The following is a 26,198-nucleotide window of genomic DNA, read 5'->3' as shown; positions in this document are numbered from 1 at the left end:
TCCGCGCTTTTGCTCTTCAACGGGCGATAGGTTCCAACCCAAGGACTTCAAAATGGCCAATGATTTCTTCAACAAAGTCGCCTTGGTAACGGGCGCGGCTTCCGGCATCGGTGCTGCTATCGCCAACCAACTGGCAAGGGAAGGCGCCAAGGTCATCGTAGCCGATATGGACGCAGCGGGCGCGGCGGCAGTGGTTCACACCATCGAGCAGGCCGGGGGCGTTGCTGCGGCGTTCGAGATCAACGTCGCTGACGCGGGCGAGGTGGAGGCCATGGTGGCATTCGCGGAAAAGACCTATGGCGCGCTGCACCTGGCGGTCAACAATGCCGGCATCGGCGGCCCCAGCGCGCCAACGGCGGACTATTCGCTCGAAGGCTGGCAGAAGGTCATCGACGTCAACCTCACAAGCGTCTTTGTCTGCATGAAATACGAGCTTGCGGCGATGCAGCGGGCAGGGGGCGGCGCGATCGTCAACATGGCGTCCATCCTGGGTTCGGTCGGGTTTGCAGGTTCGGTCGCCTATGTTGCGGCCAAGCATGGTGTGCTCGGCCTGACGCAGGCCGCAGCGCTCGAATATGCCGCCCATAACATCCGGATCACCGCCGTTGGCCCGGGCTTCATCGACACGCCGCTGCTGTCCAAAAATCTCGATGCTGCAACGCTCAAGCACATTGCCGGCCTGCATCCGATCCAGCGGCTGGGTAAGTCCGAAGAAGTTTCGGCGCTGACCTGCTTCCTGCTCTCGGACCAGGCCTCGTTCATCACCGGCAGCTATCACCTCGTCGATGGCGGCTACGTCGCCCAATAGCGTTCACGCCGGAAAAGCCAACATTGAGGGTGCTAGACCATGACCAACTGGAGCCGCGACCTGACCACCTATACCGGGTTTACCTTTCATGTCCGTCCGGTGCGTCCCGACGATGAGCCTGCGCTTGCCCGATTTTTCGAGCACGTCACGCCCGATGATTTGCGGTTTCGCTTTCTCAGCACGATCCGGTCGGTAGGGCATGATCGTCTAGTCACCATGACTCAGGTCGATCATCACCAGACGGAAAGTTTTGTCGCCCAGCTTGCCGATGACGGTCCGATCATCGCCACGGCTTTGCTGGCCTGCGATGCCAAGCTCGACGTTGGCGAAGTCGCCATTTCGATCGTGGCCGAGCACAAGCACAAGGGCATCGGTTGGGAATTGCTGGGCCATGTGACGCGCTATGCGCGGGCGCGTGGAGTCAAGAGCCTGCAATCGGTGGAGAGCCGGTCCAACCACGTGGCAATCGATCTCGAAAAAGAGCTCGGCTTCACCGCAGAAAGCTATGCCGGAGACGCCTCGCTGGTGGTTTTGCGTAAGGTCTTACAGATTGCGCCCATCGGTTCGGCGACTGTGTCGCCCGCGTAATATCCATAACTGTAACGACATATGGAGATCCGATGAATAGGAAATTGGGACTTTTGTCTGCGGCGGCGGTCACAGTACTCGTAGTGCTCTTTGCACTGCTGATGCTAGTACGACTGGACTACGGAGCCTACGGAGCAAGTCTTCTGATTTCATGGGCCTATCTCGTGCTGGCTTGCAGTTTTGCTGTTATGGCAGGCGAAGGTGAGCAAGTAGCAGCGCAAGCGGGTATAGCTTTTGCCGTCCTTTACGCAGGCTTTGTCACTTCTGTCTATTTTGTGCAGCTCACCACCATTCTGCACCAGTCGGCCCCAGTCGATATTCTGAATGCGCTAAACTACCAGACACTAGGTAGCCTGATGTTCAATCTTGATCTCCTTGGCTATGCGTTAATGTCAATTTCGACGCTGTTCACGGGGCTAACGGTAACTCGAGCGGGCCGAGCCAATAAATGGCTGAGGTACCTGTTGATCTGCCATGGTGTTTTTGCTCCAATTTGCATCGCACTGCCGATCATTGACGTCTTCGGGACGATGCCCAAGCAAGGGGGTGATGCCGTCGGTACCGCGGTATTATTGTTGTGGTGCGCTTACTTTCTTCCGGTGGGGATTTTGGCGGTATTTCATTTTAGTGCTCCGCAGGCATTCCCGCAAAGGCGTCAACTGCCTTCAACTCTAGCCGATGCAGCCTAACGGCACATTTTTGGGGGTCATTTGTCCGCGATCGGGTTCCACCGAAGCGAACTCAAGCCGCCGCAATGAGGCGTGTGGCCGACGTCGCCCTTTTGGATGGATGGCTGCTTTTGGAAGATTCCTACTTGATCGGGAACGGCCGAGATGGGTCGGCTGCTGCCGGATCGCGCTCGTGACTCCGGAGTGACCGTTGTGGGGTGGTTTGCGGACAGGCAGCGTTTGGGAGCGCGTCACGGAAAAGCGGACATCGACCAAACGGCAGTTTTGGCCCCGTAGGCGGACTGACAGCTTGTAGACAAGGCTAACAGGAAGCGGACGCGTCGGCGAGTTGAGCTTCGGTCTGGTCTCGGTCAGAAGTGGGCGCCGAAGGGCCTCGCCAATACGCGCGCTGCGAAGCATTCAAAGGAGCCTAATCAGAATTTTCTCGTGCTTGATCTGGATCAATGACGCGGCGAGGCAGCGGCTGTTGGCTGGTGGTCAACTCAAGAGGCCGCTCATGCAAAACGACACTTGGATCCCGATCGCCGCTATGGTGTTTCTGTTTGGCGGTTTCATGTTAGGGCTAGCCGGGGCTATCTGGAGCGCCAATCGCTCGACGAAACATTAAGGTCGAAGCGGGTGACGTAGCAGTACAGCTCCTCGTCTCCCGGAATCGTTCTGACGCCGGCCGATGCGAACAGCGTAATGGGGCCGTTAGCGAGTCTTTGTCGGCTTTCGGGATTATGGCGCCGACATTGGACGTTGGGCTTGAAATTTATAGCCGCGCCTTGATCGCTTAAGTTGCAGGTAGATACTCGGGGCTTACCCATCCCCCAAGATCGACGCACTGCGCCCCAGGAATGGGACGCGAGCAACTGAGGCCGCTGGTGTTTAAGGCAACGCAAAAAAGCGGGTACAGCGGCGCCCATTTTGAGAGGTCGCATCTTGAGGCAATGGACAATAAGCGAGACCCTATCAGGACCCGTATAAACTGACCTGCCTTGCCGGGTTGTTTCTAATGCGACGAACGGTCAGCGTATCAACCTTGGCGGCATCGGCCACCGCGGTTAGTGCAATACCTCGTCCCAACAAGGTATTGATGATGTCGAATGTGGCCCGATCGCAAGTGGGCTTCCGGCTTTTTCGCTCGTTCGACGCCAGACCAAGGTTAGTTCCCTGTGCCAGGCGACGGCTATCGGACTGCTTCTGCGCCATGGCGCCACAGGCTGTCATGGCCTCCCGAATAGTCATCCCAGTAAGTTCGCCGCCACGATAGGATGCGCCGTCAATAACCGACCGGATGGTGACCCCCATTTTGAGGAACTCGAGCATTGTCCGGGTTACCTCAGCTTCGTCACGGCCCAGTCTGGCTAAGCATCGAACTAACAGCTCATCGCCCCACTGAAGGAGATCAAATAAACGTCTCCCTTGCCGGCGTTGATGCAACGTTGTCTGGGCTCCAAGGTCGACATAGTCGCAGATGACGCGGTCAAAAGAGTAGCCAGCGGCGAGCACTTCGCCGCGCTGATGGGCGATAGTCTCTTCTGCCGTCGAAACGTATGCATACAGAAACGTGGCCATGTCATCCGCTTAAAGGAGTGAAATTGACAACGCCTAACCAAACAGGTTCGGCACGCCAGTTGTCAAATGGAACCGCCCGTTGCTGCCTCGGCGCAACAAAGGATCAAATGCGACTAGCTGCCATCTGCTGGCAGCGCCAAAATGTCGAATTGAGCGGAGGAACGGCAGCTTTCGAGAAATTGAAATCAGTGCGTGAACGGCCGAAATGGGTTGGTTGCTGCCTGCGGCGACGGGGTTGGAAACACACTGGCAGCTCCCGGAACGGCAGACGGCAAGAGATGCCGTTCCGGGAGGGTATGTTTCGAGAGCGGTCAGTGCCTTCGATGTATCAAAGAACAGATCGACCCGATCGGCACCTATACGTCGGGATCTATTTTCGAGACTGAGTCACTGCGCAGCAGCATCCAACTTGCCAGGCAGCTTCGACCGAGCCTCGCCTAAAAGCCCGCCACGGCGTGACAGGATCACGACCGTGATCAGAACCAGCATCAGGTCTGCAGTCGGCAAGGCGGCCCATATACCGGTCTCACCCATCAGGAACGGCAGGGCGAAGGTGAGCGGGATTGCGAAGAGGTAGGTTCGCGCCACCGAAAGCAAGGCCGAACGCTTGGCATCGCCTATACTCTGCAGGTACCCGGCAATCATCATCATCGGCCCCAGTGTAAAGTAGAGCGCAGCATAGATGGGCAGGATGCGGCCGACTTCCCCAACCACTGCGGCATCGGATACGAACAGGCCGCCCAGGCTGTCTCTGAACGCCAAGAACGCGACCTCGGCCAAGCCGCAATAGATGAGCGACAACAGCAGCGCCAGCCGGAGGGCGGCGACCGACCGGTCCTTGTAACCAGCGCCGTAGTTGTTCCCGACCACAGCCTGCATGGCAAGGTTCAGCCCCAACAGTGGGAGATAGGCAAAGGTCATGATCCGCGTAACGGCACCATAGGCAGCGATGATCTCATCGTTGCCGGTGGTAACGTGGAGGCCAACGGACGCTATGGTCGCCGTGGCGCCAAGAGCGATCCCAAGAAAACTCAGGCTGCGTGGCGCCCCCAGTGCAAGAATTTCCATCCACCGCTCCCGCCAGTTGCGGTCCGGTGTAGGCACCGGCAGGCGTGCTTTGCCTGCTAGACGAAACACCAGCATCACCGAAAGGGCGACCCCTTGGGCGGCTGCGGTTCCCCAAGCCGATCCGGCGACACCGAGTCCAAATCCGGCAATGAGCAGGATGTTAAAGGCAATGTTCCCGAGAGAGACCATAAGGCCCGCCAGCGCCATGAAGCCGATCTTGCCTTCAACTCTTAGGGCGTCGGAGTGGACGGAAACCAGGAACATGATCGGTGAAGTCAGTACAGAAATCATCAAGAACTGATGTCCCATGGCAGCAAGTGCCGGGTCCGCTGTAACGGCGGCCACCGCGGGTTGACTGAAGGCCAGGAGAGCCACGCCCAGGATGAAGCAGATCAGAATGGACAACCCGTGCGCGCCGGCAAAGGTGGCCTTTGCCTCTGTCAGGTGGCCGGCGCCGAGCTGACGCGCCACGATGCTGGCCATGCCCGACGACACCATGGCGGAGAGCGCCAGCAGTAGCATGGAGACAGGGAACATCAAGGTGACGGCGGCCAGTGCCTCCGGACCGACAAATGCACCAAGCAGCATTGCGTCGACGACCGTCAGGAGGCCGTTGATACTGGTCAAGAAAACAATGGGGAGTGCGGTGCGAAGGAGAACCTTCGCAATCGGGTCATGGGTGAACCCGTGGTTTGCGGGGGGCATGAGTGTAGCCTCGTTAGGGCGGAACATCTCATGGGAGCTCGCGTTGCCATGAACCGCCTTAAGAGGAGCGATCAAGGTCTTCTAGGCTGAACTTCACCATCGGACTATCCGGCGAGCGGCGGGCGTCAGCAACCGCACGCTTGATGCTCCCCAACAACGCGGTTGTCAAGGTACTGTCGGAAACACAAAATCGGAGTGCGATTGCTGGCTATGCGCTGTTCCAGGCCGCCAACAATGCCGGCATCATGAAAGGGGTCGAGACCGGCCAGCGAGGAACCGCTGGTCACTCGCGTGCTACCTGACCTTGAACCGCTGACCTTTTCGATGTGGTTAGTCACCCATCGCGAAGTCAACACCAGCAGGCGGATCCGCGTCGTCTTCGATCTGCTCGCCGAGGAGCTATCAAAGCAGTAAAAAGCCAAGCCCAGCCGCGACTCGTTGGCCCGATAGTGCTATCATTTGGTCAGTTCACCGGGGATTGACACCATGGCCGGCCCGCTGGTTGCGACCAAGCTGTTCATCCCCAAGCTGCGATCCGGTCTGGTCGAACGGCCTCGTCTTAGGGAACACCTGAAACGCGGCGCCGAGGCAAAGCTGACTCTGATCTCTGCACCTGCCGGATTTGGAAAGACCACACTGCTTACTGAATGGCTGGCGGAAGCGTCGTCGGAAACGCAAGCCACGGCGTGGCTAGCGCTTGATAAGGGCGACAACGATCCCGGAACGTTCTGGTCCTATTTGATCACGGCATTGCAGACCGCGGTGCCGAGTGTCGGCGCCGGCCCATTGTCCATTCTGAAGGCCGGTCAGCCGCCAACTGAACTTGTACTGGCGGGCATGGTGAACGAGCTCAGCGCATTGTCCGGCGGGCTCAATCTGGTGCTCGACGACTATCACTTGATCGAGCACCAGGATGTCCATACCGGCATGGCATTCCTGGTCGAGCACATACCAGCCCATGTTCACATCGTGATCAGCACTCGGGTCGATCCTCCATTCCCACTGGCGCGGCTGCGGGCCCGCAACGAACTGGTTGAGGTGCGCTCGGCTGACCTGCGGTTCACCGGCAACGAAACGGCCCGATATTTCAACGGCGCCATGCATCTGGGGCTGTCGGCAAAGGATGTCATAGTTCTTGAGGCACGAACCGAGGGGTGGGTCGCCGCCCTGCAACTGGCGGCTTTGTCGATGCAGGGTCGTCATGACCTGTCTGCTTTCGTTAAAGGCTTTGCCGGCAACGACCGCTTCATTTTTGACTATTTGGTCGAGGAAGTCCTGCAGCGCCAATCCGAAGAGGTTCGCAGCTTCCTACTATCGACCTGTTTCCTTGAAAGGCTGAGCGGCCCGCTTTGCGACGCCGTTACCGGCTCAAACGGCGGCAAGGCAATGCTGGAGGCGCTGGACCGCCAGAACCTGTTCATGGTGCCATTGGATGACCGGCGCCAATGGTACAGGTATCACCACCTGTTCGCCGATGTGCTGCGATCCCACATTGGCGACGAAGGTCGGCGAGACCTGCCGACGCTGCACCGGCGTGCCAGTGACTGGTACGAGCAGTGCGGCGAACGGATCGAAGCGATCCAGCATGCACTTGCTGGCAACGATCTCGAACGGGCAGCAGGGCTGATCGAGCGTGCCTTGCCTGATATGCAACGGAACCGCCAGGAGGCCACCATTCGTCGGTGGGCACATCTGCTTCCCCACGAATTGGTAAGCACCAGACCGGTGCTTGGCATCGGCCTCGTCGGCGGGCTGGTGTCCTTTGGCGAGTTTGCCGGGATCGAGGATCGCCTGCGCGATATCGAGCGGTGCCTCGTCGCTCTTTCAGAAGATGGCAAGACCACTTCGGCACACGGCGTCATAGTCATCGATCAGGTCCAGCTACCGCGCGTCGCTGGGGCCGTCGAACTTTATCGCGCCGCCCTTGCTCAAGTTCGCGGTGACCTGCCCAGCCTGATCCATCACGCGCAAAAAGTGCTGGAGGTGGCCCCCGTTGACGACCATTTGGCTCGCGCAGCGGGGTCCTCCATGCTGGGAATTGCCCTTTGGTCTGCAGGCGATCTGGAGGCCGCTTACTCCGCGTGGCTCGAAGGCAAAAACGGGTTGCAGCGCGCTGGGCATATCGCTGACATGCTCGGCGTTTCTATTGCTCTTGCCGACATCCTGCTTGCTCTGGGTCAACTACGTCAGGCCGAGCAGACCTACCAGCAGGCACTGCAACTCGTCGCAACATCGAGTGGTGCAGTCCTGCGCGGAACGGCCGACATTCATGCCGGGCTCAGCGCGCTGTATCGCGAGCGTAATGATTTCAAGGCGGCCCATGACCACCTATCCAGAAGCCAGGATCTGGGAGAACAGGCCGGTCTGCCGCAACACCCCTATCGTTTGCGCGTGGCTTCGGCCCACCTGTTGCGGGACAAGGGTGATCTTGTTGACGCTGCTGCGCTGATGGGGGAAGCCGTTCGGCTCTATGTCAGTGACTTTTTTCCCCATGTTCGTCCCGTCGCGGCAATGCAGGCCCGCATCTCGATTTTGCAGGGACGACTGGACGAGGCGCAACGCTGGCAGCTCGAAGCCGAGATAGCTGCTGATGACGAACTCAGTTACCTGCACGAATTCGAGCACATTACTTTGGCGCGGTTACTGCTTGCGCAACACAATGGCGAGGACCAAGCAGTTCAGCTCCTTGAGCGCCTTGGCCAGCAAGCACTGCGCGGCAAAAGAACGGGCAGCCTTATCGAGATTTTGCTCCTTCAGGCGCTGGCTTATGGAAGCGTTGCGGATATCCCTGCCGCGCTTGTCGTGCTGGAGCGTGCGCTGACTTTGGCGGAACCGGAGGGTTATGTCCGGGTCTTCCTCGAAGGCGGGGAACGGATGGCCACACTGCTGAAACTGGCGCTCAAACGCGGCGTCACGCCGGTCTACACGCGCAGCCTGCTGGCCGGCTTCGGACCGGTTGAAGCAAAACCGCCTGCGCAGCCGGGCCTGATCGAACCGCTCAGTGATCGCGAGCTGGATGTGCTGCGGCTGTTGCGCAGCGATCTGGGTGGTCCAGAGATCGCGCGCGAATTGATGATTTCGCTGAACACGATGCGAACGCATACCAAGAATATTTTTGAAAAGCTCGGCGTCAACAGTCGCCGTTCCGCCGTGCACCGCGCCGATGAACTAATCTGCTCGTCCGCAGTCAGCAGCGATAAGTCTTCGTCACCCCGCATCGGCACCCGACTCCATAAAACGCATTTTTTCGTCTGGCTCACCAGATGTGGTGAGGCGCCCTCACCACACTGACGTGCACACCGCTCCCAGCGAACACGACGTTCGCCACGGCACGAAGCCGAGGAGCGCATGAACACACCACCCCCAAAGGCATCGGCACACCACGGAGCCGCGACCTTCGAGATTTGCCTCAAGGGCCATCTCGATATGCGCTGGCGCGCGCAACTGGATGTCCCCGAACTCACCCACCAGAGCAATGGCACGACCACGCTCGGCGGCATTGTGGCGGATCAGGCGGCGCTGCACGGTCTGCTCCAGCGCATCCGTGACCTCGGCCTGACCCTTGTTTCGCTCTCATGTATCGAACGCCCCCTTTCGGGATCAACCGAGCTTCGCTCCATCCAGACACCAACCGAGGAAACCAAATGAACATTACCGCCCCCAGCCTGATCCGTTGGTCCGGCCTTGCCGCAGTCATAGCCGGGATCTCCTACGTTCTCGTTGGAGCGTTTCATCCACCCAACGAGTTCCTGGCAGTCTCCTCCCCCGCTTGGGTCGCGGTTCATATCCTTGCCATGGCCATGTCGATCTTCGGCCTGTTCGGTCTGATGGGGCTCTATGCCCGGCAAGCAGAAAAGTCGGGCTGGATCGGCCTGTTCGGGTACATCCTGCTCAGCCTGTGGCTGGCAATCATCCTGGGTTTCACGTTCGTAGAGGTGCTCGTCTTGCCGATGCTGGCGACTGTGGCGCCATCTTTTGTCGCTGGCTGGCTGGGGATGTTCAACGGCACAGCGAGCCCGATTGACCTAGGCGCGCTGCCATCGCTGTGGTTGCTGGCCGGTCCACTTTACATCCTCGGCGGGCTCTTGTTTGGCATCGCCACGTTCCGCGCAAACATCCTGCCGCGTTGGGCTGGTGTCCTGCTCGCCATCGGGACTGCAGCCGGTCCGCTGGCGGCACTGCTTCCGCTAGACCTTCAGCCTAAAGTTGCCCTGCCAGTGGGCCTTTCCCTGATCTGGCTCGGCTACGCGCTGTGGTCGGAACGGCGCAACGCTGCCGCATCGGTGACGGACAGCACGTTAGTTGACCTAGCACCGGCCCTTTGACCTCGAAGATTTAACGCGCGTCGACGGGCGTCCGGACGGACGCCTGTTTCCCCACAACCTTGAACTCAGGACATCAAAATGAACATCACCACTTCAGGTCTAATTCGCTGGTCGGGACTGGCGGCCATAGCAGCAGGGCTCATCTTCGCCGGCATTCAACCAATCCATCCCGCTGACGTGCTTGCCTCGGTCACCACCAGTACGTGGACGATCATCATCGGCCTGAAGTTCGCCATGTGCCTTTTCTTCTTGATCGCCATAACCGGGCTCTACGCTCGACAGGCTGAAAAGGCCGGGTGGCTCGGGTTTGCGGGGTTCGCCTTGCTGGGCGTTTCCTTCTGGTTGCAGACCGCCTTTGTCTTTGTCGAACTCCTGGTGTTACCCGTCATCGCCGGACCATTGCCCGGGTTCATTGACAGCTATCTGGGCGTCGTCAACGGCCATCCCGGCGAAATGAATATAGGCGCTCTCGTGCCGACCTATGCCGTGCTTGGAGTCTGCTACCTGCTGGGTGGCCTGTTGTTCGGGATTGCCACCGTGCGGGCTGGCGTACTGCCCCGCTGGCCGGCAATCCTGCTTGCGGTCGCAGCAGTCATCACGCCGGCGGCTGCACTGCTGCCCCACGCCCTGCAGCGTTACGCAGCTGTACCGATGGGCATTGCCCTGATCTTGCTCGGCTATTCGCTCTGGTCTGAACGGCGCGGAGACGAAGTAGTGGCCTCCCGTGCACATGCCGGCAACCCAGCGCTTGACCAGGCCCAAACCCGATGAGCTCGAGAACCAATTTTGCAGAACGGAAGGTGGCCTCCTGGCCATCTTCTCCTCGGCACAGGAGTTGCTGATGACCACGTACGCAACCACAACAAGGCCCAAAGGCGCATCGAGCGCTGCCGACTGGCTTATCCCGGCAGGACTTATCGCCCTGGCTCTCATCCCGATCCTGGCGGGCAGTGTGCGGCTGACCACATTGGCCACCCACCCAGTCGTCACCCCGCAGAATATTCGCTTCGTTGCTTCGCCCATTCCGGTCGTCGTGCACATCATCAGCGCCACGATCTACAGTCTTCTTGGAGCGCTTCAGTTTTCGCCGGGACTTCGACGCCGCTACCCGGCCTGGCATCGCGCCGCTGGCCGCGTACTCGTCGCCGCCGGTCTGGGTGCAGCATTTGCCGGGCTCTGGATGGCAGAGTTTTATGCGATCGTTCCGGCCGACAGCGCCTTGCTGCACGCCTTCCGGCTATTCTTTGGCTTGGCCATGGTCGTTTCTATCATACTTGGCCTCACCGCCATCCAGCGTCGCAATATCAGCCAACACCAGGACTGGATGCGCCGCGCTTATGCGATCGGATTAGGGGCCGGAACACAGGCATTGATCCAGATTCCTTCAACGATCATCTGGGGCAAGTCGGACCCCAACACATTGGCCCTGCTGATGGGTGGTGCATGGGTGATCAACCTCGTCATCGCGGAATGGCTAATCCGCAGGCGTCGCTGGGATCGGTCCCGCTGACCATTTTCTGAGCATTGCCACCCACTGACCTCAACCGCGCTATTCCGCTGCAATGGCAGCAACAGCCCCTCGTCAGGATCCTCCCATGCAAGATTTTCTCAAAGCGACGAAATTCCTCCTACTCGATCTCGCCTCTTCGCTCCTGTTTTTCATAACTTTTCTGCTGACGCACAACTCCGTCCTGTCTGTCGGGCTGGGGACAGCTTTTGGCCTGATCCAGATTGTCATTCAACTTGGTCGGGGTAGGCCGGTCCACATGATGGAATGGCTGAGCCTGTTTCTAGTGATCATTGCGGGCAGCGCGACCATCTTCACCAATGATCCGCGCTTCGTGCTGCTGAAACCCAGCGTGGTCTATGCAATCGTCGGTGTTGCAATGCTAAAGGCCGGCTGGATGCTGCGTTACTTGCCGGCTCCGGCCAGGACAGTGGCGCCCGATATCGCCATAGCCACCGGTTACGCATGGGCCACCCTGATGTTTGCGACGGCGGTCGTGAATGGCTTAGTGGCAGTCACTTGCGATTTGCCAACATGGGCGCTCGTCATGCTGGTCTTCGGTATCGTCAGTAAGGCGGCTGTGTTCATCGCTGGGTTCGTTGCAATACGGCTCACCACTGTGCGCCGGATCCGCTCAATGCGAGCAGCGGGTGCGCTCCATGTCGCGATCGATTGACACCGTATCGGGCTTGGCCCGGTCATCGGTCGCCGGGGCGGAGATGGCAAATTGCGCATCGCCCAGCGCTTCCAGGATGGCGCTTTGATCGACAAAGCTGCCCGCCGCCTCGGTCAACAGGGTGATCACCCGCGGACCGTCCTGGTTCAGGATGGCAAACGCTTCGGCCAAGGTCTTGTCCACTGCTTCCAGAAGACCCAAAGCGGCTTTGGCCTTCCGCTCGAGCTGGCCGACCTGGCGGGCGGCGTCGCCGCTGGAGGTCGCGCCGGATGCAACCTTGCTGACAATAGCCCCAATTATTTGCCAAGCCGGATCGACTGTCGTCGATGACAAGTACCGGCAATCTCCGCCGCCCCAGAGTCGCCAACACCCCTGCAATCGATAGAAAAGGGTTTGTACGCAGACCAGCTAAATGTATTGCCAGGGCGATCTTGTCTGCCACGCCCACGCCAGGGGTCGAAGCGGCGGCTTGTGCGTCGGGCTGCTTCGGGTAAAACAACGGTTGCGGGCAAATCTGCATTGCCCGAATATTTGCCCGATTTGGCAGGGAGCTGACATGGCAGTTCGGCACGAGACTTCGGCGACGCGGCTGGATGACGCGGCGCGGGCCGGCTGGCTGTATTATGTGGCAGGCAATAATCAGGAACAGATTGCGCAAAAGCTCGGCGTGTCGCGGCAGACGGCACAGCGGCTGGTGTCGCTGTCGGTGTCAGAGGGGCTGATCAAGGTTCGGCTCGACCATCCGATTGCCCAATGCATGGAACTGGCCGAGCGGTTGCGGCAGCGCTATTCGCTGGATCTGGTAGAAGTGGTGCCATCCGATCCAGGTTCGGATTCCACCACCGTTGGCGTGGCTCAGGCGGCGGCGGCGGAGATCGAGCGGCGGTTGCGTTCGCCGGAGCCGATCATTATGGCGATCGGCACCGGGCGCACGCTGAAGGCGGCGATCGAGCAATTACCGCCAATGGATTGTCCGCAGCACAAGATCGTGTCGCTCACCGGCTCGATCGCACCCGACGGGTCGGCGGCGTTCTACAACGTCATTTTCAATCTCGCCGACTCGGTCAAGGCGCGCAGCTTTCCTATGCCGCTGCCGGTGATTGCCTCATCGGCGCGCGAGCGGGAACTGCTGCTGGGCCAGCCGATGATCCGCGATACGCTGGAACTGGCGGCGCGGGCCAATGTCACATTTATCGGCATCGGCGATCTGGGACCGCAGGCGCCTTTGTATCTCGATGGCTTCATCACCGAGACGGAATTGAAGGCCCTGCAAAAGGCCGGTGCGGTGGGCGAAATTGTCGGCTGGTGCTTTGATGCCAATGGCAAGATGATCGATGGACTGACCAATGATCGGGTCGCCAGCGCACCGATGCCGTCGCGTGAATCCTCCACCGTCATAGCAATCGCTCAGGGCAAGAAAAAATTGCCCGGCATTCGCGCGGCGCTGAACCGGCGTCTCGTCAATGGATTGTTAACAGATGAGCAGACCGCGGCTGACCTGCTTAAGCCCCTGTAAGCGCTGATTTCTTCCAAAATCGCTACCGTTTTCGGCCATCCCTGTGAGGGGCGTACCTCAACGCGTCCATGCGAATGGCGCTTGACAGCTATGCAAATGTTGTGAGTATTTGCCCAAGACCGAGGCAAATGCCCGTCTGACTTGGGAGGACTACCATGAAACTGACACCACTGTTCGTGGGCGCGCTGTCGCTCGCGCTCATCGGCACGGCTTCCGCCGAAACGCTGACCATCGCCACCGTGAACAACGGCGACATGATCCGCATGCAGAAGCTCACCGACGATTTCACTGCCGCCAATCCCGACATCAAGCTCGAATGGGTGACGATGGAAGAAAACGTGCTGCGCCAGAAAGTCACCACCGATATCGCCACCAAGGGCGGTCAGTATGACGTGTTGACTATCGGCACCTACGAAGCCCCGATCTGGGCCAAGCAGGGCTGGCTGGTGCCACTGGACAACCTGGGCGCCGATTACGACGTGGACGATCTGCTGCCCGCCATCCGCGGCGGCCTGACCGTTGACGGCAAGCTCTATGCAGCCCCGTTCTACGGCGAATCTTCGATGGTGATGTACCGCAAGGACCTGATGGAAAAGGCTGGCCTGACCATGCCGGACGCACCGACCTGGGATTTCATCCGGGAAGCTGCCGACAAGATGACCGACCGCGCCAATGACATCAACGGCATCTGCCTGCGCGGCAAGGCCGGCTGGGGCGAAAACATGGCGTTCCTGACGGCCATGTCCAATTCGTTCGGCGCGCGTTGGTTCGATGAGAAATGGGCACCCCAGTTCGATCAGCCTGAGTGGAAAGATACGCTCAACTTCTACGTCGACATGATGAAGGCAGACGGCCCGGCCGGCGCTTCCTCGAACGGCTTCAACGAAAACCTGGCGCTGTTCCAGACCGGCAAGTGCGGCATGTGGATCGACGCCACTGTTGCCGCATCGTTCGTGACCGGCGCTGACTCGACCGTTGCCGACAAGGTCGGTTTCGCTCAGGCCCCCGATAAGGGCCTTGGCAAGCGCGGGAACTGGCTGTGGGCCTGGAACCTGGCCATTCCGGCTGGTTCGACCAAGGTAGAAGCTGCCGAGAAGTTCATCTCCTGGGCAACCTCCAAGCACTACACCGAACTGGTGGCGAGCAAGGAAGGCTGGGCCAACGTTCCCCCGGGCACCCGCGCTTCGCTCTACGCCAATCCGGAATACCAGAAGGCGGCTCCATTCGCTGCCATGACCCTGGCCTCGATCAATTCGGCCGACCCGACCAAGCCGACCGTCAAGCCCGTGCCCTATACCGGCGTGCAGTTCGTCGCCATCCCCGAGTTCCAGGGCCTGGGCACCACTGTTGGCCAGATCTTCTCGGCAGCGCTTGCCGGCCAGACCTCGGTTGATGATGCTCTGAAGCAGGCCCAGGACACGGCGGTCCGCGAAATGACCAAGGCTGGCTACATCCAGTAACCTCCCGGGAAGGACTGTCGGGCGGCTGTCCGGCAGTCCAGCTCGTGAACAGGGTTTCTCGAGATCTAACAGTCGGGTCACCCTCCCCCTTGTGGGGAGGGAAGCGAGATAGGACTTAGCTTGCTAAGTCCGTGATCGAGCAGGGTGGGGGTATGCTTCCGCACATGCAGTGCCCGGACAAACCCCCACCCTTGATCCCTCCCCACAAGGGGGAGGGCGTCGACTGAAGCATCGCGCTTCAAATTCCGACCAACACGTTGGTCCGTTCTGCCGTCTGTATCGAGGGGTAAAAATGGCAACTCAACAAACGCGCGGCCTCGCCCGCACCATGCTCGCGCCTTCGGTCTTCGTCCTGCTGGTCTGGATGGTGGTGCCGCTGGTTTTGACGCTGTGGTTCTCGTTTCAGAACTACAAGCTGCTGTCCGCCGCGCCGGTGCGCTTCAACGGGCTGACCAACTACTATTACTTCCTCACCGATCCGGTGTTTCTGGGCGCGCTGATCAATACGCTGGTGCTGGTGCTGAGCGTGCTCGCCATCACCGTGATCGGGGGCATCCTTCTGGCGCTGCTGATCGATCAGCCGATGTTCGGGCAGGGGATTGTCCGTATCCTCGTGATCTCGCCCTTCTTCATCATGCCGACTGTTTCGGGCCTGGTGTGGAAGAACATGCTGCTCGATCCGGTCAACGGCATTTTCTCCCATATCTGGCGCTTCTTCGGCGCGACGCCGGTCGCCTGGCTGCAGACCTATCCGCTGTTTTCGGTGATCGTCATCGTTGCCTGGCAGTGGCTCCCCTTTGCCACGCTGATCCTGCTGACAGCGCTGCAATCGCTGAGCGAGGACCAGAAGGAAGCTGCCGAAATGGACGGCGCCAATGCCATCCGCCGCTTCGCCTACATCACGCTGCCGCATATCTCGCGCGCCATCACCGTGGTGATCCTGATCCAGACCATCTTCCTGCTCTCGGTGTTCGCGGAAATTCTCGTCGCCACGCAGGGCGGACCGGGCTTTGCCTCAACCAACCTGGCCTTCCTCGTCTATAAAATAGCGCTGGGGGATTTCGACGTTGGCGGTGCAGCGGCGGGCGGCGTGATTGCCGTGATCCTCGCCAATATCGTGGCCTTCTTCCTGATGCGCTTCATCGGCAAGAACCTGGACGCTTGAGGGAATTTGGAAAATGGCACGCACACCAACAACTACCGTCAAAATCGGTTGGACGATCGCCGCCTGGTTCATCGCCTTCCTGATCGTGTTTCCGATCCTATGGACCATCATCACCAGCTTCAAACCGGAAGCCGAGGCCATCGCCTCGCCGATGATGTGGCCACACTGGACGCTGGATAACTACTTCGAGGTGCAGAGCCGTTCGGATTATTTCCGGCATTTCCTCAACTCGGTGATCATCTCGGTCGGCTCGACATTCCTGGCCTTGCTGATCGCCATTCCGGCGGCCTGGTCGATGGCCTTTGCACCAACGCCCAAGACCAAGGACATCTTGATGTGGATGCTTTCCACCAAGATGATGCCGGCGGTTGGCGTGCTGGTGCCGATGTATCTGATCTTCAAGACGCTGGGCCTGCTCGACAATGTCTGGGGCCTGACCGTGGTGCTGATGCTGATCAACCTGCCGATCGTGATCTGGATGCTCTACACCTACTTCAAGGAAATCCCGATCGACATCCTGGAAGCCGCCCGCATGGATGGGGCGTTGCTGTGGAAGGAGCTGGTCTACGTGCTGGTGCCGATGGCGGTGCCGGGCATTGCCTCGACGCTGCTGCTCAACATCATCCTGGCCTGGAACGAGGCGTTCTGGACCCTGAACCTGACCGCCGCCAAGGCCGCGCCGCTGACCGCATTCATCGCATCCTATTCAAGCCCGGAAGGCTTGTTCTGGGCCAAGCTATCTGCCGCATCGACACTCGCCATCGCTCCGATCCTGCTGCTGGGCTGGTTCAGCCAGAAGCAACTGGTTCGTGGCCTGACGTTTGGCGCAGTGAAATAACAGGGGACATCAAATGGGCAGCATCACACTCGAACACGTCAACAAGAGCTTCGGCACCCACGCCGTCATTCCCGACATCAGCCTCGACATCAAGGACGGCGAATTCATCGTCTTTGTCGGCCCCTCGGGTTGTGGCAAGTCCACGCTGCTGCGGCTGATCGCCGGCCTCGAAGACACCACCTCGGGCGTCATCAAGCTCGATGGCAAGGACATGACCGACGCAGCCCCGGCGCACCGGCAGCTGTCGATGGTGTTCCAGTCCTATGCGCTTTATCCGCATATGACGGTTTACGGGAACATTGCCTTTCCGCTGAAAATGGCCAACCAGCCCAAGGACGTGATCGACAAGAAGGTCAAGGACGCCGCCCGCGTCCTCAACCTCACCGATTATCTCGAACGCAAGCCGCGTAACCTCTCCGGCGGCCAGCGTCAGCGCGTCGCCATCGGCCGCGCCATCGTGCGCCAGCCCAAGGCCTTCCTGTTCGACGAACCTTTGTCGAACCTTGATGCCGCCCTGCGCGTCAACATGCGCCTCGAAATCACCGAACTGCATCAGCAACTCAAGACCACGATGATCTACGTCACCCACGATCAGGTTGAAGCCATGACCATGGCCGACAAGATCGTGGTGCTGAACGCAGGGCGGGTCGAACAGTTCGGTTCGCCCCTCGAGCTCTACCGTTCGCCCGCCAACCGCTTCGTTGCCGGCTTTATCGGCTCGCCCAAAATGAACTTCGTCGATGGCGCGGAGGCCGCCAAATACAATGCGCATTCGATCGGCGTGCGTCCCGAGCATTTCACCATTTCGCGCACCAGCATGCCGGGGTCGTGGAAGGGTACCATCGGGGTGGCCGAGCAGCTCGGCTCCGACACTTTCCTGCACGTCCATGTCGACAGCTTTGGCCTGATGACCATCCGCACCCAGGGCGAACAGGAATTCCACCATGGCGAGACGGTCTATCTTGTGCCCGATGCCACGCGCATCTATCGCTTTGATAAAGACGCGCAATCGCTGAAATAATGCGCAAGGACTAAGCTATGCCCACGACCCTGAACGCCGCCGCCCTTGCCGAAATTTCCGCCCGCGCCGCCGTGCCTGCCTATGCGGCAAGCGATCTGACTGCCGGCATCGTGCATTTCGGCGTGGGCAACTTTCACCGCGCCCACCAGGCCGTCTATCTCGATGATCTGTTCAATGCCGGGCTCGACCGGGATTGGGCCATCGTCGGGGCCGGGGTGCGCGATGCCGATGAGGCGATGCGCCAAAAGCTCAAGGCGCAGGACTGGCTGACCACGGTGGTGGAGCAGGAGGCCGATCATTCCTCGGCCCGCGTCACCAATGCGATGATCGACTACCTGCAGCCGGGCCAGACCGAGGCGATCCTCCTCAAACTCGCCGATCCGGCGATCCGCATCGTTTCACTGACGATCACCGAGGGTGGTTATTTCATCGATCCCGCCTCGCAGAAGTTCGATCCGTCCCATCCCGATATCGCCTATGACGCCAGGAACATCGCAGCGCCCAAGACCGCATTCGGGCTGATTCTTGCCGGATTGATGCGTCGCCGCGACGCGGGCGTTGCGGCCTTCACCGTCATGTCGTGCGACAATATTCCGGGCAATGGCCATGTGACGCAGAATGCCGTGGTCGGTCTGGCCGAACTGGTCAGCGCCGAACTGGCCGGTTGGGTGCGCAGCAATGTGGCGTTCCCCAATTCGATGGTCGATCGCATCACGCCCGCCACTTCGGATCGTGAAAAGCAGATGCTGGCCGATGATTTCGGCATTGCCGATAACTGGCCAGTGTTCTGCGAGACCTTCAAGCAGTGGGTGGTCGAAGACCATTTCCCGGCCGGGCGGCCGAAGCTGGAACAGGTCGGCGTGCAGTTCGTGCCCGATGTGGCGCCGTATGAGCTGATGAAAATCCGCATTCTCAACGGCGGTCACGCCACCATCGCTTATCCCGCGGCGCTGCTGGATATCCATTTCGTCCATGAGGCGATGGAAGAGCCGCTGGTGCGCAAATTCCTCGAAAAACTGGAACGCGAGGAGATTATCCCCTCGGTGCCGCCCGTGCCGGATACGGATCTGGGCGAGTACTACAAACTGATCGAAAGCCGCTTCGCCAATCCCAAGATCGGCGACACCATCACCCGGCTGTGCCTGGATGGTTCAAACCGCCAGCCCAAGTTCATCCTGCCGACGGCGCTGGACCGGATCAATGCCGGCCAGAACGTGATCGGCCTGGCCTTGGTCTCGGCGCTGTGGTGCCGCTACTGCTATGGCGAAACCGATAGCGGCAAGCCGATTGCGCCCAACGATCCGATCTGGGACCGCCTCACCACCCAGGCCAAACGCGCCAAGGAAGCCCCGTCGGCCTGGCTGGAAATGAGCGACATTTTCGGCGAACTGGCCACCAATGCGGCCTATTTCGCGGCGTTCAATCACACATTGAAGACCCTGTGGGTACAGGGCACAAGAGCGACACTGACGCGGTATATCGAGGGCTCGTTGTAGAACCTCAGGTTACCGCCGACGCTTCAGTCGACACCCTCCCCCTTGTGGGGAGGGATCAAGGGTGGGGGTTGTAAGCCCCGATATTCGGGCTTTCCACACCCCTCCCATCCTCCCCCTTCAAGGGGAGGTGCCGTCCTGTGGATGTAAAATTCCGCAGCCGACGACTGGAACAAGCACTTTCCGTTGCAGCTGTGTGTGCTAGCCTTTGGGCGGAGGACTTCGCTCGTATGCTGACATCACGCCGCAACAGTGTGCCGGTATCGCCCGCTCATGGCTGAAATCAAACTGGTGATTTTCGATTGTGACGGGGTGCTGGTCGATAGCGAGCCGCTGGCCATGCGCGTGCTGCTGCAGGTCATCGCCGCGGCGGGGTTGCAGATCGACCCTGCGGTTGGATTTCGAGACTTTCTGGGCAAAAGCCTGCAGAGCATTACCGCGCATCTGCATGAGACACACGGATTGCAGCTCAGCGATGGTGCGCTGGAATCGATGCGCGGGGATCTCTACGAGCTGTTCGCCAAAGAATTGAAGCCGACGCGCTGGCTCAAGGACACGCTCGGCGCAATCGACCTGCCGATCTGCGTTGCCTCCTCCAGCCAGTTGGAGCGGATCAGGCTGAGCCTGACGCTGACCGGGCTGCTGGAGCGGTTCGAACCCAATATCTTTTCCGCCTCGATGGTGGCGCGCGGCAAGCCGGATCCGGACCTGTTCATCCATGCGGCGGCGACAATGGGCGTAGCGCCCGAGCATTGCCTGGTGATCGAGGACAGCCCCGCCGGTATCAAGGCGGCGCAGGCGGCGGGGATGCTTGTGTTCGCCTTCACCGGCGGCACCCACATTGTCGACAACGGGCTGCGCGGCGAGATTGCCGCCCTGGGCGCCGATGCGGTGATCGACGACATGCGGGCATTGCCGGGGCTGATCGCGCTGCATCAGCAGCGGGCGCGCGGCGAGAGCAAGCTGCTGGTGGCGGTCGACGTCGGCACGGCGAGTGCGCGGGCTGCGGTGGTGGCGCCATCGGGGGCCATGCTGGCGCGCGCCGAGCATCCGCTGGAACTGCAGCGGCACGATGCCAGCCACGCCGAGTATTCGTCGGAGCAGGTTTGGGAGGCGGTGTGCCTCGCCGTGCGCAGCGCCATGGCGGCGGCGGGTGGCTTGCCCGATGAGGTAATCGGCATCAGTTTTGATGCGACCTGTTCGCTGGTGGTGCGGGATAGCGCAGGGGCGCCACTGACGGTGTCGCAGCAGGGCGGCGCGCAGTGGGACACCATTGCGTGGTTTGATCATCGTGCCTTGCTGGAAGCAGAGGAATGCACCGGCACCGGCCATGCCGTGCTCGATTATGTCGGCGGGGTGATGTCGCCGGAGATGGAAGTGCCCAAGCTGATGTGGCTGAAGCGGCATCTGCCGCAGAGCTGGGCACGTGCCGGCTATTTCTTTGATCTCGCCGATTTTCTAACTTGGAAAGCGTCGGGTTCGGCGGCGCGGTCACAATGTACGCTGACCTGTAAATGGACGTATCTGGGGCATCTGGAGCAGGGCTGGCAGCCCGACTTCCTGGCCCAGGTCGGGCTTGAGGACATGTTGGAGCGCGGTAATCTGCCGGCGCAAGCCAGCCCGATCGGCACCGATCTGGGGCCGCTGTCGGCAGTGGCGGCCGCGCAACTTGGATTAGCTGCCAAGTGTCGCGTCGGGCTGGGGCTGATCGATGCCCATGCCGGGGCGCTGGGAACGCTGGGGCAGTTCGCCACCGATGTATCGACCATCGACCGGCATCTGGCGCTTATTGCGGGCACATCGAGCTGCGTTATGGCGCTGTCGAGCGAAGCGCGGCCAGCGGCGGGCGTCTGGGGGCCATATTCGGGCGCGGTGCTGCCCGATGCCTGGCTCAATGAGGCTGGGCAATCGGCGACGGGAGCGCTGCTTGATCATGTCATTCGCTGGCATGGGGCCGGCGGGGAACCGACGGCAGCGCGACACACTGCGATCATCGAGCGGGTGATGCTGTTGCGCCAGACCGAGGGGCTGGCGCTGGGATCTCGCCTGCATGTACTGCCGGATTTTCACGGCAATCGTTCGCCGCTGGCTGATCCCAATGCCCTGGGGGTGATTTCCGGGCTGACGCTGGACGCCGATTTCAACAGCCTCTGCCGCCTCTATTGGCGCACCGCGGTCTCTATCGCTTTAGGGGTGCGGCATATTCTGGAGGCGCTGAACCAGAAGGGCTATGCCATCGACACCCTGCACGTCACCGGCGGGCATACGCGCAATCCGCTGCTGATGGAGCTCTATGCCAACGCCACGCGCTGCACGGTAGTGGAGCCATCAACGCTGGATGCGACGCTGCTCGGCACGGCCATCGTTGCGGCGACGGCGGCGGGACTTTATCCCGATCTGGCTTCGGCGGCCGCTGCCATGCACCAGGGCGGCACTGAGCGAAAGCCAGAGCCGGAAGCCCGGGGCCAGTTCGACAAGGACTACAAGATCTTCCTTGAAATGCTCAAACAGAGGGCACTGATCGACACCATCGCCTGAGCATGGTCAGATCGCCATCCCCGTCACTCTATCGAACAGGCGCACCTGTTCCCGATCGACCGTCAGCGTAATGGTTTCGCCCGGCTTGGGATCGACGCGTTCACGAAACAGGCAGGTCAGATCCAGCGTGCCGAGCTTGGCGACGAGCTGGGTTTCCGATCCCATCGGCTCCACCACCTGGACGCGGACCGGCTGGCCGGCGGGATCGATACGGAAATGTTCCGGGCGAATGCCGTAGGTTATGAGGGTGCCCTCAGTGACCTTGGCAGATTGCGGTAGCGGCAGCGTACTACCTTCTGCGGTCTGGAACTGGCCGTTATTGACGGTGCCCTGGATGAAATTCATCGCCGGACTGCCGATGAAGCCGGCGACAAACAGGTTGGCGGGATGGTCATAGAGGTCGAGTGGGCGGCCGATCTGCTCGACCTTGCCGTCATGCATCACCACGATGCGGTCGGCCATGGTCATGGCTTCGACCTGATCGTGGGTGACATAGATGATGGTGGTCTTCAGGCGCTGGTGCAGTTCCTTGATTTCGGCGCGCATCTGCACGCGCAGCTTGGCATCGAGGTTGCTCAGCGGTTCATCGAACAGGAACACCTTGGGGTCGCGCACGATGGCGCGGCCCATGGCGACGCGCTGGCGCTGGCCGCCGGAGAGTTGCTTGGGGAAACGTTCCAGCAGCGGTTCGAGCGCCAGAATACGGGCAGCTTCCTGCACGGCCTTGGCGGTTTCTTCCTTGCTGGCGCGGCGCAGCTTCATCGAGTAGCCCATGTTCTGGGCCACCGTCATATGCGGATAGAGCGCGTAGTTCTGGAACACCATGGCGATGTCGCGGTCTTTTGGCGCCAGTTCGTTCACCCGTTGGCCACCGATCTCGATGTCACCGCTGCTGATCTCTTCGAGCCCGGCAATCATCCGAAGCAGCGTGGACTTGCCGCAGCCGGAGGGGCCGACCAGGGTGACGAATTCGCCATCGACCACGTCGATATCGATGCCATGCAGCACCTGGGCCGAACCATAGGCTTTGCGCACGTCCCGGATTGTTACCGAAGCCATGTTGTAGTCACTCCTTGGAAATGAGCACGCACAACATCACCCCTTTACCGCTCCGGCGGTCATCCCCGCCACGATCTGGCGGTTGAAGAACAGGAAGACCAGCAGCGGCGGAATGGTGATGAGCAGGATATTGGTGAACAGCAGATTGTACGAGGTGTTGAACTGGCTCTGGAAGTTGAACAGCGTCAGTTGCAGCGTCACGTTCTTGGTGCCGGGCAGGTAGTAGAGCGGGTTGGTGAAATCGTTGAAGATCGCCACCGATTGCACCACGATCACCGTGACGACGACGGGCTTGAGCAGTGGCAAGATCACCTCGAAGAACAGCCGTAGCGGCCCGGCGCCATCGATGATTGCCGCCTCATCCAGCTCGCGCGGAATGGTGGCGATGAAGGCGCGAAACAGCAGCACGCAGAACGACAGGCCATAGGCCACTTCGATAAAGACCAGCCCATGCAGGGTCTTGAAGATGCCCAGCAGCTGCAGCACCCAGATGGTGGGCACGACGGCAGGCGGAATGATCAGGCCGGCCAGGATCAGGAAATTGACCGGACCGGTCCAGACCGATGGCTTGCGCTGCAACACGAAGCCGACCATGGCGGCAAAGATCACCAGCAGGGTGACGCTGCACACGGTCAGGATGGCACTGTTCACGAAAGCGGTGAGCAGCATGTAATTGCGGGTCTGGATCACCTCGACCAGATTGTCCCACAGGTGGAACTGGCTGGGCAGCGAGAAGGAGCGGAGCGAGGACTCCTTCTGGTTCTTCATTGCCGTCAGGATGATGAAGGCAAACGGCACCAGGAAGACGATGCCGGAGACGAGGATCGCCAGCAGGCCGACCCAGTTCTTGCGGATGTAGCTCATTGCTCGCCACCCTGCCGGTTAAGAAAGCCGGAGAGAGGAATGATGATGATGGCGACGAGAATGAACAGCACCACATTGCCCGCCGTCGACAGGCCATAAAAACCGGCCTGATATTGCTTGTAGATCACCGAAGCGACGACGTCCGAGGTGAACCCCGGCCCGCCCCTGGTCATGGCCCAGATCAGGTCGAACGAGCGCAGGCCACCGATCAGGCTGAGGATGATGACGGTCACTGTTGCGGGTTTGGCCAGCGGCAGGGTGATGTTCCAGAAATTGTCCCAGGCGCCGGCGCCATCGATGCGCGAGGCTTCATAATATTCCTGCGGAATGGAGACGATGCCGGCGATGTAGATGACGGTGGCGAGGCCAACACCCTTCCACACATCGACCAAAGCCACCGAGATCAGCGCCAGCGATGGATCGGTAAGCCAGCCGGGGCCACGAATGCCGAACAATGCCAGGGTTTCGTTGATGACGCCGGTGGTGGGGTGCATCATCACGGTGAAGGTGATGCCGACGCCGACCGTGGAGACCAGTACCGGAAAGAACAGCACCGAGCGCAAATAGGTGCGGGCGATGATCTGGCTGGTCAGCAGTACGCCGAGCAGGAAGCCGAGGACCACTTTGAGGCCTGAGGTGACCACGGCATAGACCAGGGTGTTGATCAGCCCCTTGATCAGGAACGGTTCCTTGAAGAACTGCGCGAAATTGGCGAGGCCGATGAATTCTGCGTCGAACAGGGTCCAGCGCGTCAGGCTGAAAAACAGCGATGCAAAGGTCGGGAAGAGGAACAGCACGCCAAAGACGATGGCGGCAGGGAGGTAGAACCAGCTTGGATAGGCGGATACAGGCCGCCGCCTTGGCCGCTTGACTGCGCTGGTATTGGTCGACTCGTTCATGACTGCCGTTCCTCCCCGGTCGACGAAACCCGGCCCCATATCACCACGGGGTCGGGCCTCGATCGCGTCAGGCCAATGTTACCAGCTTACCAGCCGGCAAGGCCAAGTTGCTGGGCCTGCTTCTTGACGTCTTCGTCATAGAGCGCAGCGCCATCGGCAGCGGAGCGGATGCCCGAACCGACTTCAACGGTGATCTGTTCCAATGCGGGGCCCTTGATCGGGGAGAGGAATTCAAGAGCCGGGGCGGTGCCGCCATCCTTCTGGAAGTAGGGAAGCAGATCGGCAACCACAGACGGAACGTCGGCGGGCAGGGTGCAATCCTTGATCAGGTACGGACCGGTGGCGCCAACGGCGGCGGTCTGTGCATCACAGCCCGCAGTGCTGGCGACGAAGGCGAGGAATTCCTTGGCTTCGGCCTGATGTTCGGAACTCTTGGGGATATAAAGGCTCGACGGCATCCATGCGGTCAGGCCGTTCTTGGCAGCGTCGTCACCGGGGATGGCGAAGAAGCCGACGTCCTTCTGGTTTTCCGGATAGTTGGTGACCACGTTGCCGGCGGCAAAGCTCAGCATCGGGTAATGCGCGCCTTCGCCGGTTGCCAGCATGCGGATGGCGTCGTCGAACTTGGCAGCAGCAAAGTCCGGGTTCAGATAGCCGGCCTTGAACACGGCTTCCTGGCGTTCGAAGCCCTTGATGGCGGCCTTGTCGGTGGCGTACTTGGCCTGGTTGCCGGTGTACTTGGCAGGAAAATCCGGTTCGGCGGCCAGCACGTTGTAGAAGTCACCAAGCACGAACAGCTGGCTGGTCCAGGTGTCGGCAAACGACTGGATGACGGCGACCTTGCCGGCAGCCTTGATCTTTTCGTTATTGGCCATGAACTCGTCCCAGGTCTTGGGAACCGAGAGGCCGAGATCGGCATAGATTTTCTTATTATACATGATGCCGCCGCCCATGGCGGTAGCGAAGGGTACGCCATAGACATCAGAGCCGACCGAAACGGTCTTCTTGAAGGTGTCGATGACATTGGCTTCGAACGGTTCGGCAGTCAGTGGCGACAGGTTCTGGGCCGGGTTGATGGCCTGGAACAACGAGCCGGCATTGTAGAGAAACACGTCGGTCATTTCGCCGGTGGCGAGGCGGGTCTTGATGATGTTGTCGCCGTCGCCGCCGCCCGGGCGGGTTTCGATTTCGATGGCGATAGTCGGGTTCTTGGCAACGAATGCATCAACCAGCGCCTGGGCGACCTTGACGGTGGAAGCGTCGGTATTATCGACCAGGAACGACAGCGTCACATCGGCTGCCATGGCAGTACCGACAAAGCTGGCCGACAGCAGCAGGCTGGCGGCCAGGCCGCCGAGCACGGTTCGCGTGAATTTAGAGCTCATTAGTTTCTCTCCCATTTGGCCCGCTTGCTGCGGG

At 60.3% G+C, this 26,198-nt stretch carries 23 protein-coding genes and 1 pseudogene; 17 read left to right on the top strand and 7 right to left on the bottom strand.

The features are described 5' to 3' along the window. Window positions 1-52: 52 nt before the first annotated feature. Genes ABIT12_RS07155 through ABIT12_RS07145 form a run of 3 tightly spaced genes read left to right on the top strand, consistent with a single transcriptional unit; the run spans window position 53 to window position 2,085 of the window. A complete protein-coding gene (locus ABIT12_RS07155; protein WP_348042492.1) occupies window positions 53-808 on the top strand; it encodes a 3-oxoacyl-ACP reductase FabG in 756 nt (251 codons plus the stop codon). 39 nt (window positions 809-847) lie between these two features. Next, a complete protein-coding gene (locus ABIT12_RS07150; RefSeq protein ID WP_348042491.1) occupies window positions 848-1,396 on the top strand; it encodes a GNAT family N-acetyltransferase in 549 nt (182 codons plus the stop codon). A 32-nt stretch (window positions 1,397-1,428) separates the two neighbouring features. After that, a complete protein-coding gene (locus tag ABIT12_RS07145) occupies window positions 1,429-2,085 on the top strand; it encodes a hypothetical protein (protein ID WP_348042490.1) in 657 nt (218 codons plus the stop codon). 954 nt (window positions 2,086-3,039) lie between these two features. Here the strand turns inward: ABIT12_RS07145 and ABIT12_RS07140 are convergent. Together ABIT12_RS07140 and ABIT12_RS07135 are read right to left on the bottom strand one after the other, a co-directional pair. Then, entirely contained in the window at window positions 3,040-3,645 is a 606-nt protein-coding gene (locus ABIT12_RS07140; protein ID WP_348042489.1) for a recombinase family protein, read from the bottom strand. A gap of 387 nt (window positions 3,646-4,032) precedes the next feature. Further along, the gene (locus tag ABIT12_RS07135) at window positions 4,033-5,340 is read right to left on the bottom strand and encodes an MATE family efflux transporter (protein ID WP_348042488.1); all 1,308 of its coding nucleotides are present in this window, start codon (window positions 5,338-5,340) and stop codon (window positions 4,033-4,035) included. A gap of 564 nt (window positions 5,341-5,904) precedes the next feature. Between ABIT12_RS07135 and ABIT12_RS07130 the strand changes: the two genes are divergently transcribed. The 6 genes from ABIT12_RS07130 to ABIT12_RS07105 all read left to right on the top strand — a co-directional run bounded on the left by ABIT12_RS07130 (window position 5,905) and on the right by ABIT12_RS07105 (window position 11,926). Beyond that, window positions 5,905-8,709, top strand: a complete 2,805-nt coding sequence (locus ABIT12_RS07130) for a LuxR C-terminal-related transcriptional regulator (RefSeq protein ID WP_348042487.1) — start codon at window positions 5,905-5,907, stop codon at window positions 8,707-8,709. Between the two features lie 57 nt (window positions 8,710-8,766). Continuing rightward, window positions 8,767-9,066 (top strand): hypothetical protein, encoded by a 300-nt coding sequence (locus ABIT12_RS07125; protein WP_348042486.1) that lies wholly within the window; start codon window positions 8,767-8,769, stop codon window positions 9,064-9,066. Continuing rightward, a complete protein-coding gene (locus ABIT12_RS07120) occupies window positions 9,063-9,743 on the top strand; it encodes a hypothetical protein (RefSeq protein WP_348042485.1) in 681 nt (226 codons plus the stop codon). The genes ABIT12_RS07125 and ABIT12_RS07120 overlap by 4 nt, the downstream gene beginning before the upstream one ends. 78 nt (window positions 9,744-9,821) lie before the next feature. Next, the gene (locus tag ABIT12_RS07115; protein WP_348042484.1) at window positions 9,822-10,514 is read left to right on the top strand and encodes a hypothetical protein; all 693 of its coding nucleotides are present in this window, start codon (window positions 9,822-9,824) and stop codon (window positions 10,512-10,514) included. A 70-nt stretch (window positions 10,515-10,584) separates the two neighbouring features. Next, complete coding sequence (locus ABIT12_RS07110) at window positions 10,585-11,253, top strand: DUF2306 domain-containing protein (protein ID WP_348042483.1); 669 nt, start codon at window positions 10,585-10,587, stop codon at window positions 11,251-11,253. Window positions 11,254-11,338: 85 nt separating this feature from the next. Next, window positions 11,339-11,926, top strand: coding sequence for a septation protein IspZ (locus ABIT12_RS07105; protein WP_348042482.1), 588 nt, complete (start codon window positions 11,339-11,341; stop codon window positions 11,924-11,926). Here the strand turns inward: ABIT12_RS07105 and ABIT12_RS07100 are convergent. Continuing rightward, window positions 11,885-12,259: a hypothetical protein gene (locus tag ABIT12_RS07100; RefSeq protein WP_348042481.1), complete on the bottom strand. Its 375-nt coding sequence runs from the start codon at window positions 12,257-12,259 to the stop codon at window positions 11,885-11,887. The genes ABIT12_RS07105 and ABIT12_RS07100 overlap by 42 nt on opposite strands. 223 nt (window positions 12,260-12,482) lie before the next feature. Here ABIT12_RS07100 and ABIT12_RS07095 point away from each other — a divergent pair, with 223 nt between their 5' ends. The 8 genes and pseudogenes from ABIT12_RS07095 (at window position 12,483) to ABIT12_RS07060 (ending at window position 21,957) form a co-directional block, all read left to right on the top strand. Continuing rightward, window positions 12,483-13,442, top strand: a complete 960-nt coding sequence (locus ABIT12_RS07095; protein WP_348042480.1) for a sugar-binding transcriptional regulator — start codon at window positions 12,483-12,485, stop codon at window positions 13,440-13,442. Between the two features lie 155 nt (window positions 13,443-13,597). Beyond that, complete coding sequence (locus ABIT12_RS07090; protein ID WP_348042479.1) at window positions 13,598-14,902, top strand: sugar ABC transporter substrate-binding protein; 1,305 nt, start codon at window positions 13,598-13,600, stop codon at window positions 14,900-14,902. Window positions 14,903-15,194: 292 nt separating this feature from the next. Then, window positions 15,195-16,067, top strand: a complete 873-nt coding sequence (locus tag ABIT12_RS07085; RefSeq protein WP_348042478.1) for a sugar ABC transporter permease — start codon at window positions 15,195-15,197, stop codon at window positions 16,065-16,067. Between the two features lie 13 nt (window positions 16,068-16,080). After that, window positions 16,081-16,905: a carbohydrate ABC transporter permease gene (locus tag ABIT12_RS07080; protein ID WP_348042477.1), complete on the top strand. Its 825-nt coding sequence runs from the start codon at window positions 16,081-16,083 to the stop codon at window positions 16,903-16,905. Between the two features lie 13 nt (window positions 16,906-16,918). Further along, window positions 16,919-17,926, top strand: a complete 1,008-nt coding sequence (locus ABIT12_RS07075; protein WP_348042476.1) for an ABC transporter ATP-binding protein — start codon at window positions 16,919-16,921, stop codon at window positions 17,924-17,926. A gap of 17 nt (window positions 17,927-17,943) precedes the next feature. Continuing rightward, entirely contained in the window at window positions 17,944-19,422 is a 1,479-nt protein-coding gene (locus ABIT12_RS07070; RefSeq protein ID WP_348042475.1) for a mannitol dehydrogenase family protein, read from the top strand. A 270-nt stretch (window positions 19,423-19,692) separates the two neighbouring features. Then, window positions 19,693-20,316 (top strand): annotated as a pseudogene (locus tag ABIT12_RS07065) (HAD family hydrolase); the annotation flags it as partial. A gap of 6 nt (window positions 20,317-20,322) precedes the next feature. Further along, window positions 20,323-21,957: an FGGY-family carbohydrate kinase gene (locus tag ABIT12_RS07060; RefSeq protein WP_348042525.1), complete on the top strand. Its 1,635-nt coding sequence runs from the start codon at window positions 20,323-20,325 to the stop codon at window positions 21,955-21,957. A 6-nt stretch (window positions 21,958-21,963) separates the two neighbouring features. On the opposite strand, the gene ABIT12_RS07055 is transcribed toward ABIT12_RS07060, so the two are convergent. The 4 genes from ABIT12_RS07055 to ABIT12_RS07040 all read right to left on the bottom strand — a co-directional run bounded on the left by ABIT12_RS07055 (window position 21,964) and on the right by ABIT12_RS07040 (window position 26,164). Then, the gene (locus tag ABIT12_RS07055; RefSeq protein WP_348042474.1) at window positions 21,964-23,016 is read right to left on the bottom strand and encodes a sn-glycerol-3-phosphate ABC transporter ATP-binding protein UgpC; all 1,053 of its coding nucleotides are present in this window, start codon (window positions 23,014-23,016) and stop codon (window positions 21,964-21,966) included. Window positions 23,017-23,052: 36 nt separating this feature from the next. After that, window positions 23,053-23,880, bottom strand: a complete 828-nt coding sequence (locus ABIT12_RS07050) for a carbohydrate ABC transporter permease (protein ID WP_348042473.1) — start codon at window positions 23,878-23,880, stop codon at window positions 23,053-23,055. Further along, window positions 23,877-24,779 carry a sugar ABC transporter permease gene (locus ABIT12_RS07045; protein WP_348042472.1) on the bottom strand — a complete coding sequence of 301 codons (903 nt, stop codon included), beginning with the start codon at window positions 24,777-24,779 and terminating at the stop codon, window positions 23,877-23,879. The genes ABIT12_RS07050 and ABIT12_RS07045 overlap by 4 nt, the downstream gene beginning before the upstream one ends. Before the next feature lie 86 nt (window positions 24,780-24,865). Beyond that, window positions 24,866-26,164: an extracellular solute-binding protein gene (locus tag ABIT12_RS07040; RefSeq protein WP_348042471.1), complete on the bottom strand. Its 1,299-nt coding sequence runs from the start codon at window positions 26,162-26,164 to the stop codon at window positions 24,866-24,868. Between the last annotated feature and the right edge of the window lie 34 nt (window positions 26,165-26,198).

Origin of the sequence: Devosia sp., assembly GCF_039927955.1 — a bacterium.
Lineage (GTDB): Bacteria > Pseudomonadota > Alphaproteobacteria > Rhizobiales > Devosiaceae > Devosia.
The sequence above is the reverse complement of the archived record's forward strand: the minus strand, read 5'-3'. Positions and strand labels throughout refer to the sequence as shown.

Bases quoted from the DNA above. Each gene is read 5' to 3' on its own strand.
- ABIT12_RS07105 (WP_348042482.1), top strand. From the start codon at position 11,339: ATGCAAGATTTTCTCAAAGCGACGAAATTCCTCCTACTCGATCTCGCC.
- ABIT12_RS07060 (WP_348042525.1), top strand. From the start codon at position 20,323: ATGCGGGCATTGCCGGGGCTGATCGCGCTGCATCAGCAGCGGGCGCGC.
- ABIT12_RS07140 (WP_348042489.1), bottom strand. From the start codon at position 3,645: ATGGCCACGTTTCTGTATGCATACGTTTCGACGGCAGAAGAGACTATC.
- ABIT12_RS07090 (WP_348042479.1), top strand. From the start codon at position 13,598: ATGAAACTGACACCACTGTTCGTGGGCGCGCTGTCGCTCGCGCTCATC.
- ABIT12_RS07045 (WP_348042472.1), bottom strand. From the start codon at position 24,779: ATGAACGAGTCGACCAATACCAGCGCAGTCAAGCGGCCAAGGCGGCGG.
- ABIT12_RS07110 (WP_348042483.1), top strand. From the start codon at position 10,585: ATGACCACGTACGCAACCACAACAAGGCCCAAAGGCGCATCGAGCGCT.
- ABIT12_RS07155 (WP_348042492.1), top strand. From the start codon at position 53: ATGGCCAATGATTTCTTCAACAAAGTCGCCTTGGTAACGGGCGCGGCT.
- ABIT12_RS07150 (WP_348042491.1), top strand. From the start codon at position 848: ATGACCAACTGGAGCCGCGACCTGACCACCTATACCGGGTTTACCTTT.
- ABIT12_RS07055 (WP_348042474.1), bottom strand. From the start codon at position 23,016: ATGGCTTCGGTAACAATCCGGGACGTGCGCAAAGCCTATGGTTCGGCC.
- ABIT12_RS07145 (WP_348042490.1), top strand. From the start codon at position 1,429: ATGAATAGGAAATTGGGACTTTTGTCTGCGGCGGCGGTCACAGTACTC.
- ABIT12_RS07130 (WP_348042487.1), top strand. From the start codon at position 5,905: ATGGCCGGCCCGCTGGTTGCGACCAAGCTGTTCATCCCCAAGCTGCGA.
- ABIT12_RS07115 (WP_348042484.1), top strand. From the start codon at position 9,822: ATGAACATCACCACTTCAGGTCTAATTCGCTGGTCGGGACTGGCGGCC.
- ABIT12_RS07070 (WP_348042475.1), top strand. From the start codon at position 17,944: ATGCCCACGACCCTGAACGCCGCCGCCCTTGCCGAAATTTCCGCCCGC.
- ABIT12_RS07085 (WP_348042478.1), top strand. From the start codon at position 15,195: ATGGCAACTCAACAAACGCGCGGCCTCGCCCGCACCATGCTCGCGCCT.
- ABIT12_RS07050 (WP_348042473.1), bottom strand. From the start codon at position 23,880: ATGAGCTACATCCGCAAGAACTGGGTCGGCCTGCTGGCGATCCTCGTC.
- ABIT12_RS07040 (WP_348042471.1), bottom strand. From the start codon at position 26,164: ATGAGCTCTAAATTCACGCGAACCGTGCTCGGCGGCCTGGCCGCCAGC.
- ABIT12_RS07125 (WP_348042486.1), top strand. From the start codon at position 8,767: ATGAACACACCACCCCCAAAGGCATCGGCACACCACGGAGCCGCGACC.
- ABIT12_RS07120 (WP_348042485.1), top strand. From the start codon at position 9,063: ATGAACATTACCGCCCCCAGCCTGATCCGTTGGTCCGGCCTTGCCGCA.
- ABIT12_RS07095 (WP_348042480.1), top strand. From the start codon at position 12,483: ATGGCAGTTCGGCACGAGACTTCGGCGACGCGGCTGGATGACGCGGCG.
- ABIT12_RS07080 (WP_348042477.1), top strand. From the start codon at position 16,081: ATGGCACGCACACCAACAACTACCGTCAAAATCGGTTGGACGATCGCC.
- ABIT12_RS07075 (WP_348042476.1), top strand. From the start codon at position 16,919: ATGGGCAGCATCACACTCGAACACGTCAACAAGAGCTTCGGCACCCAC.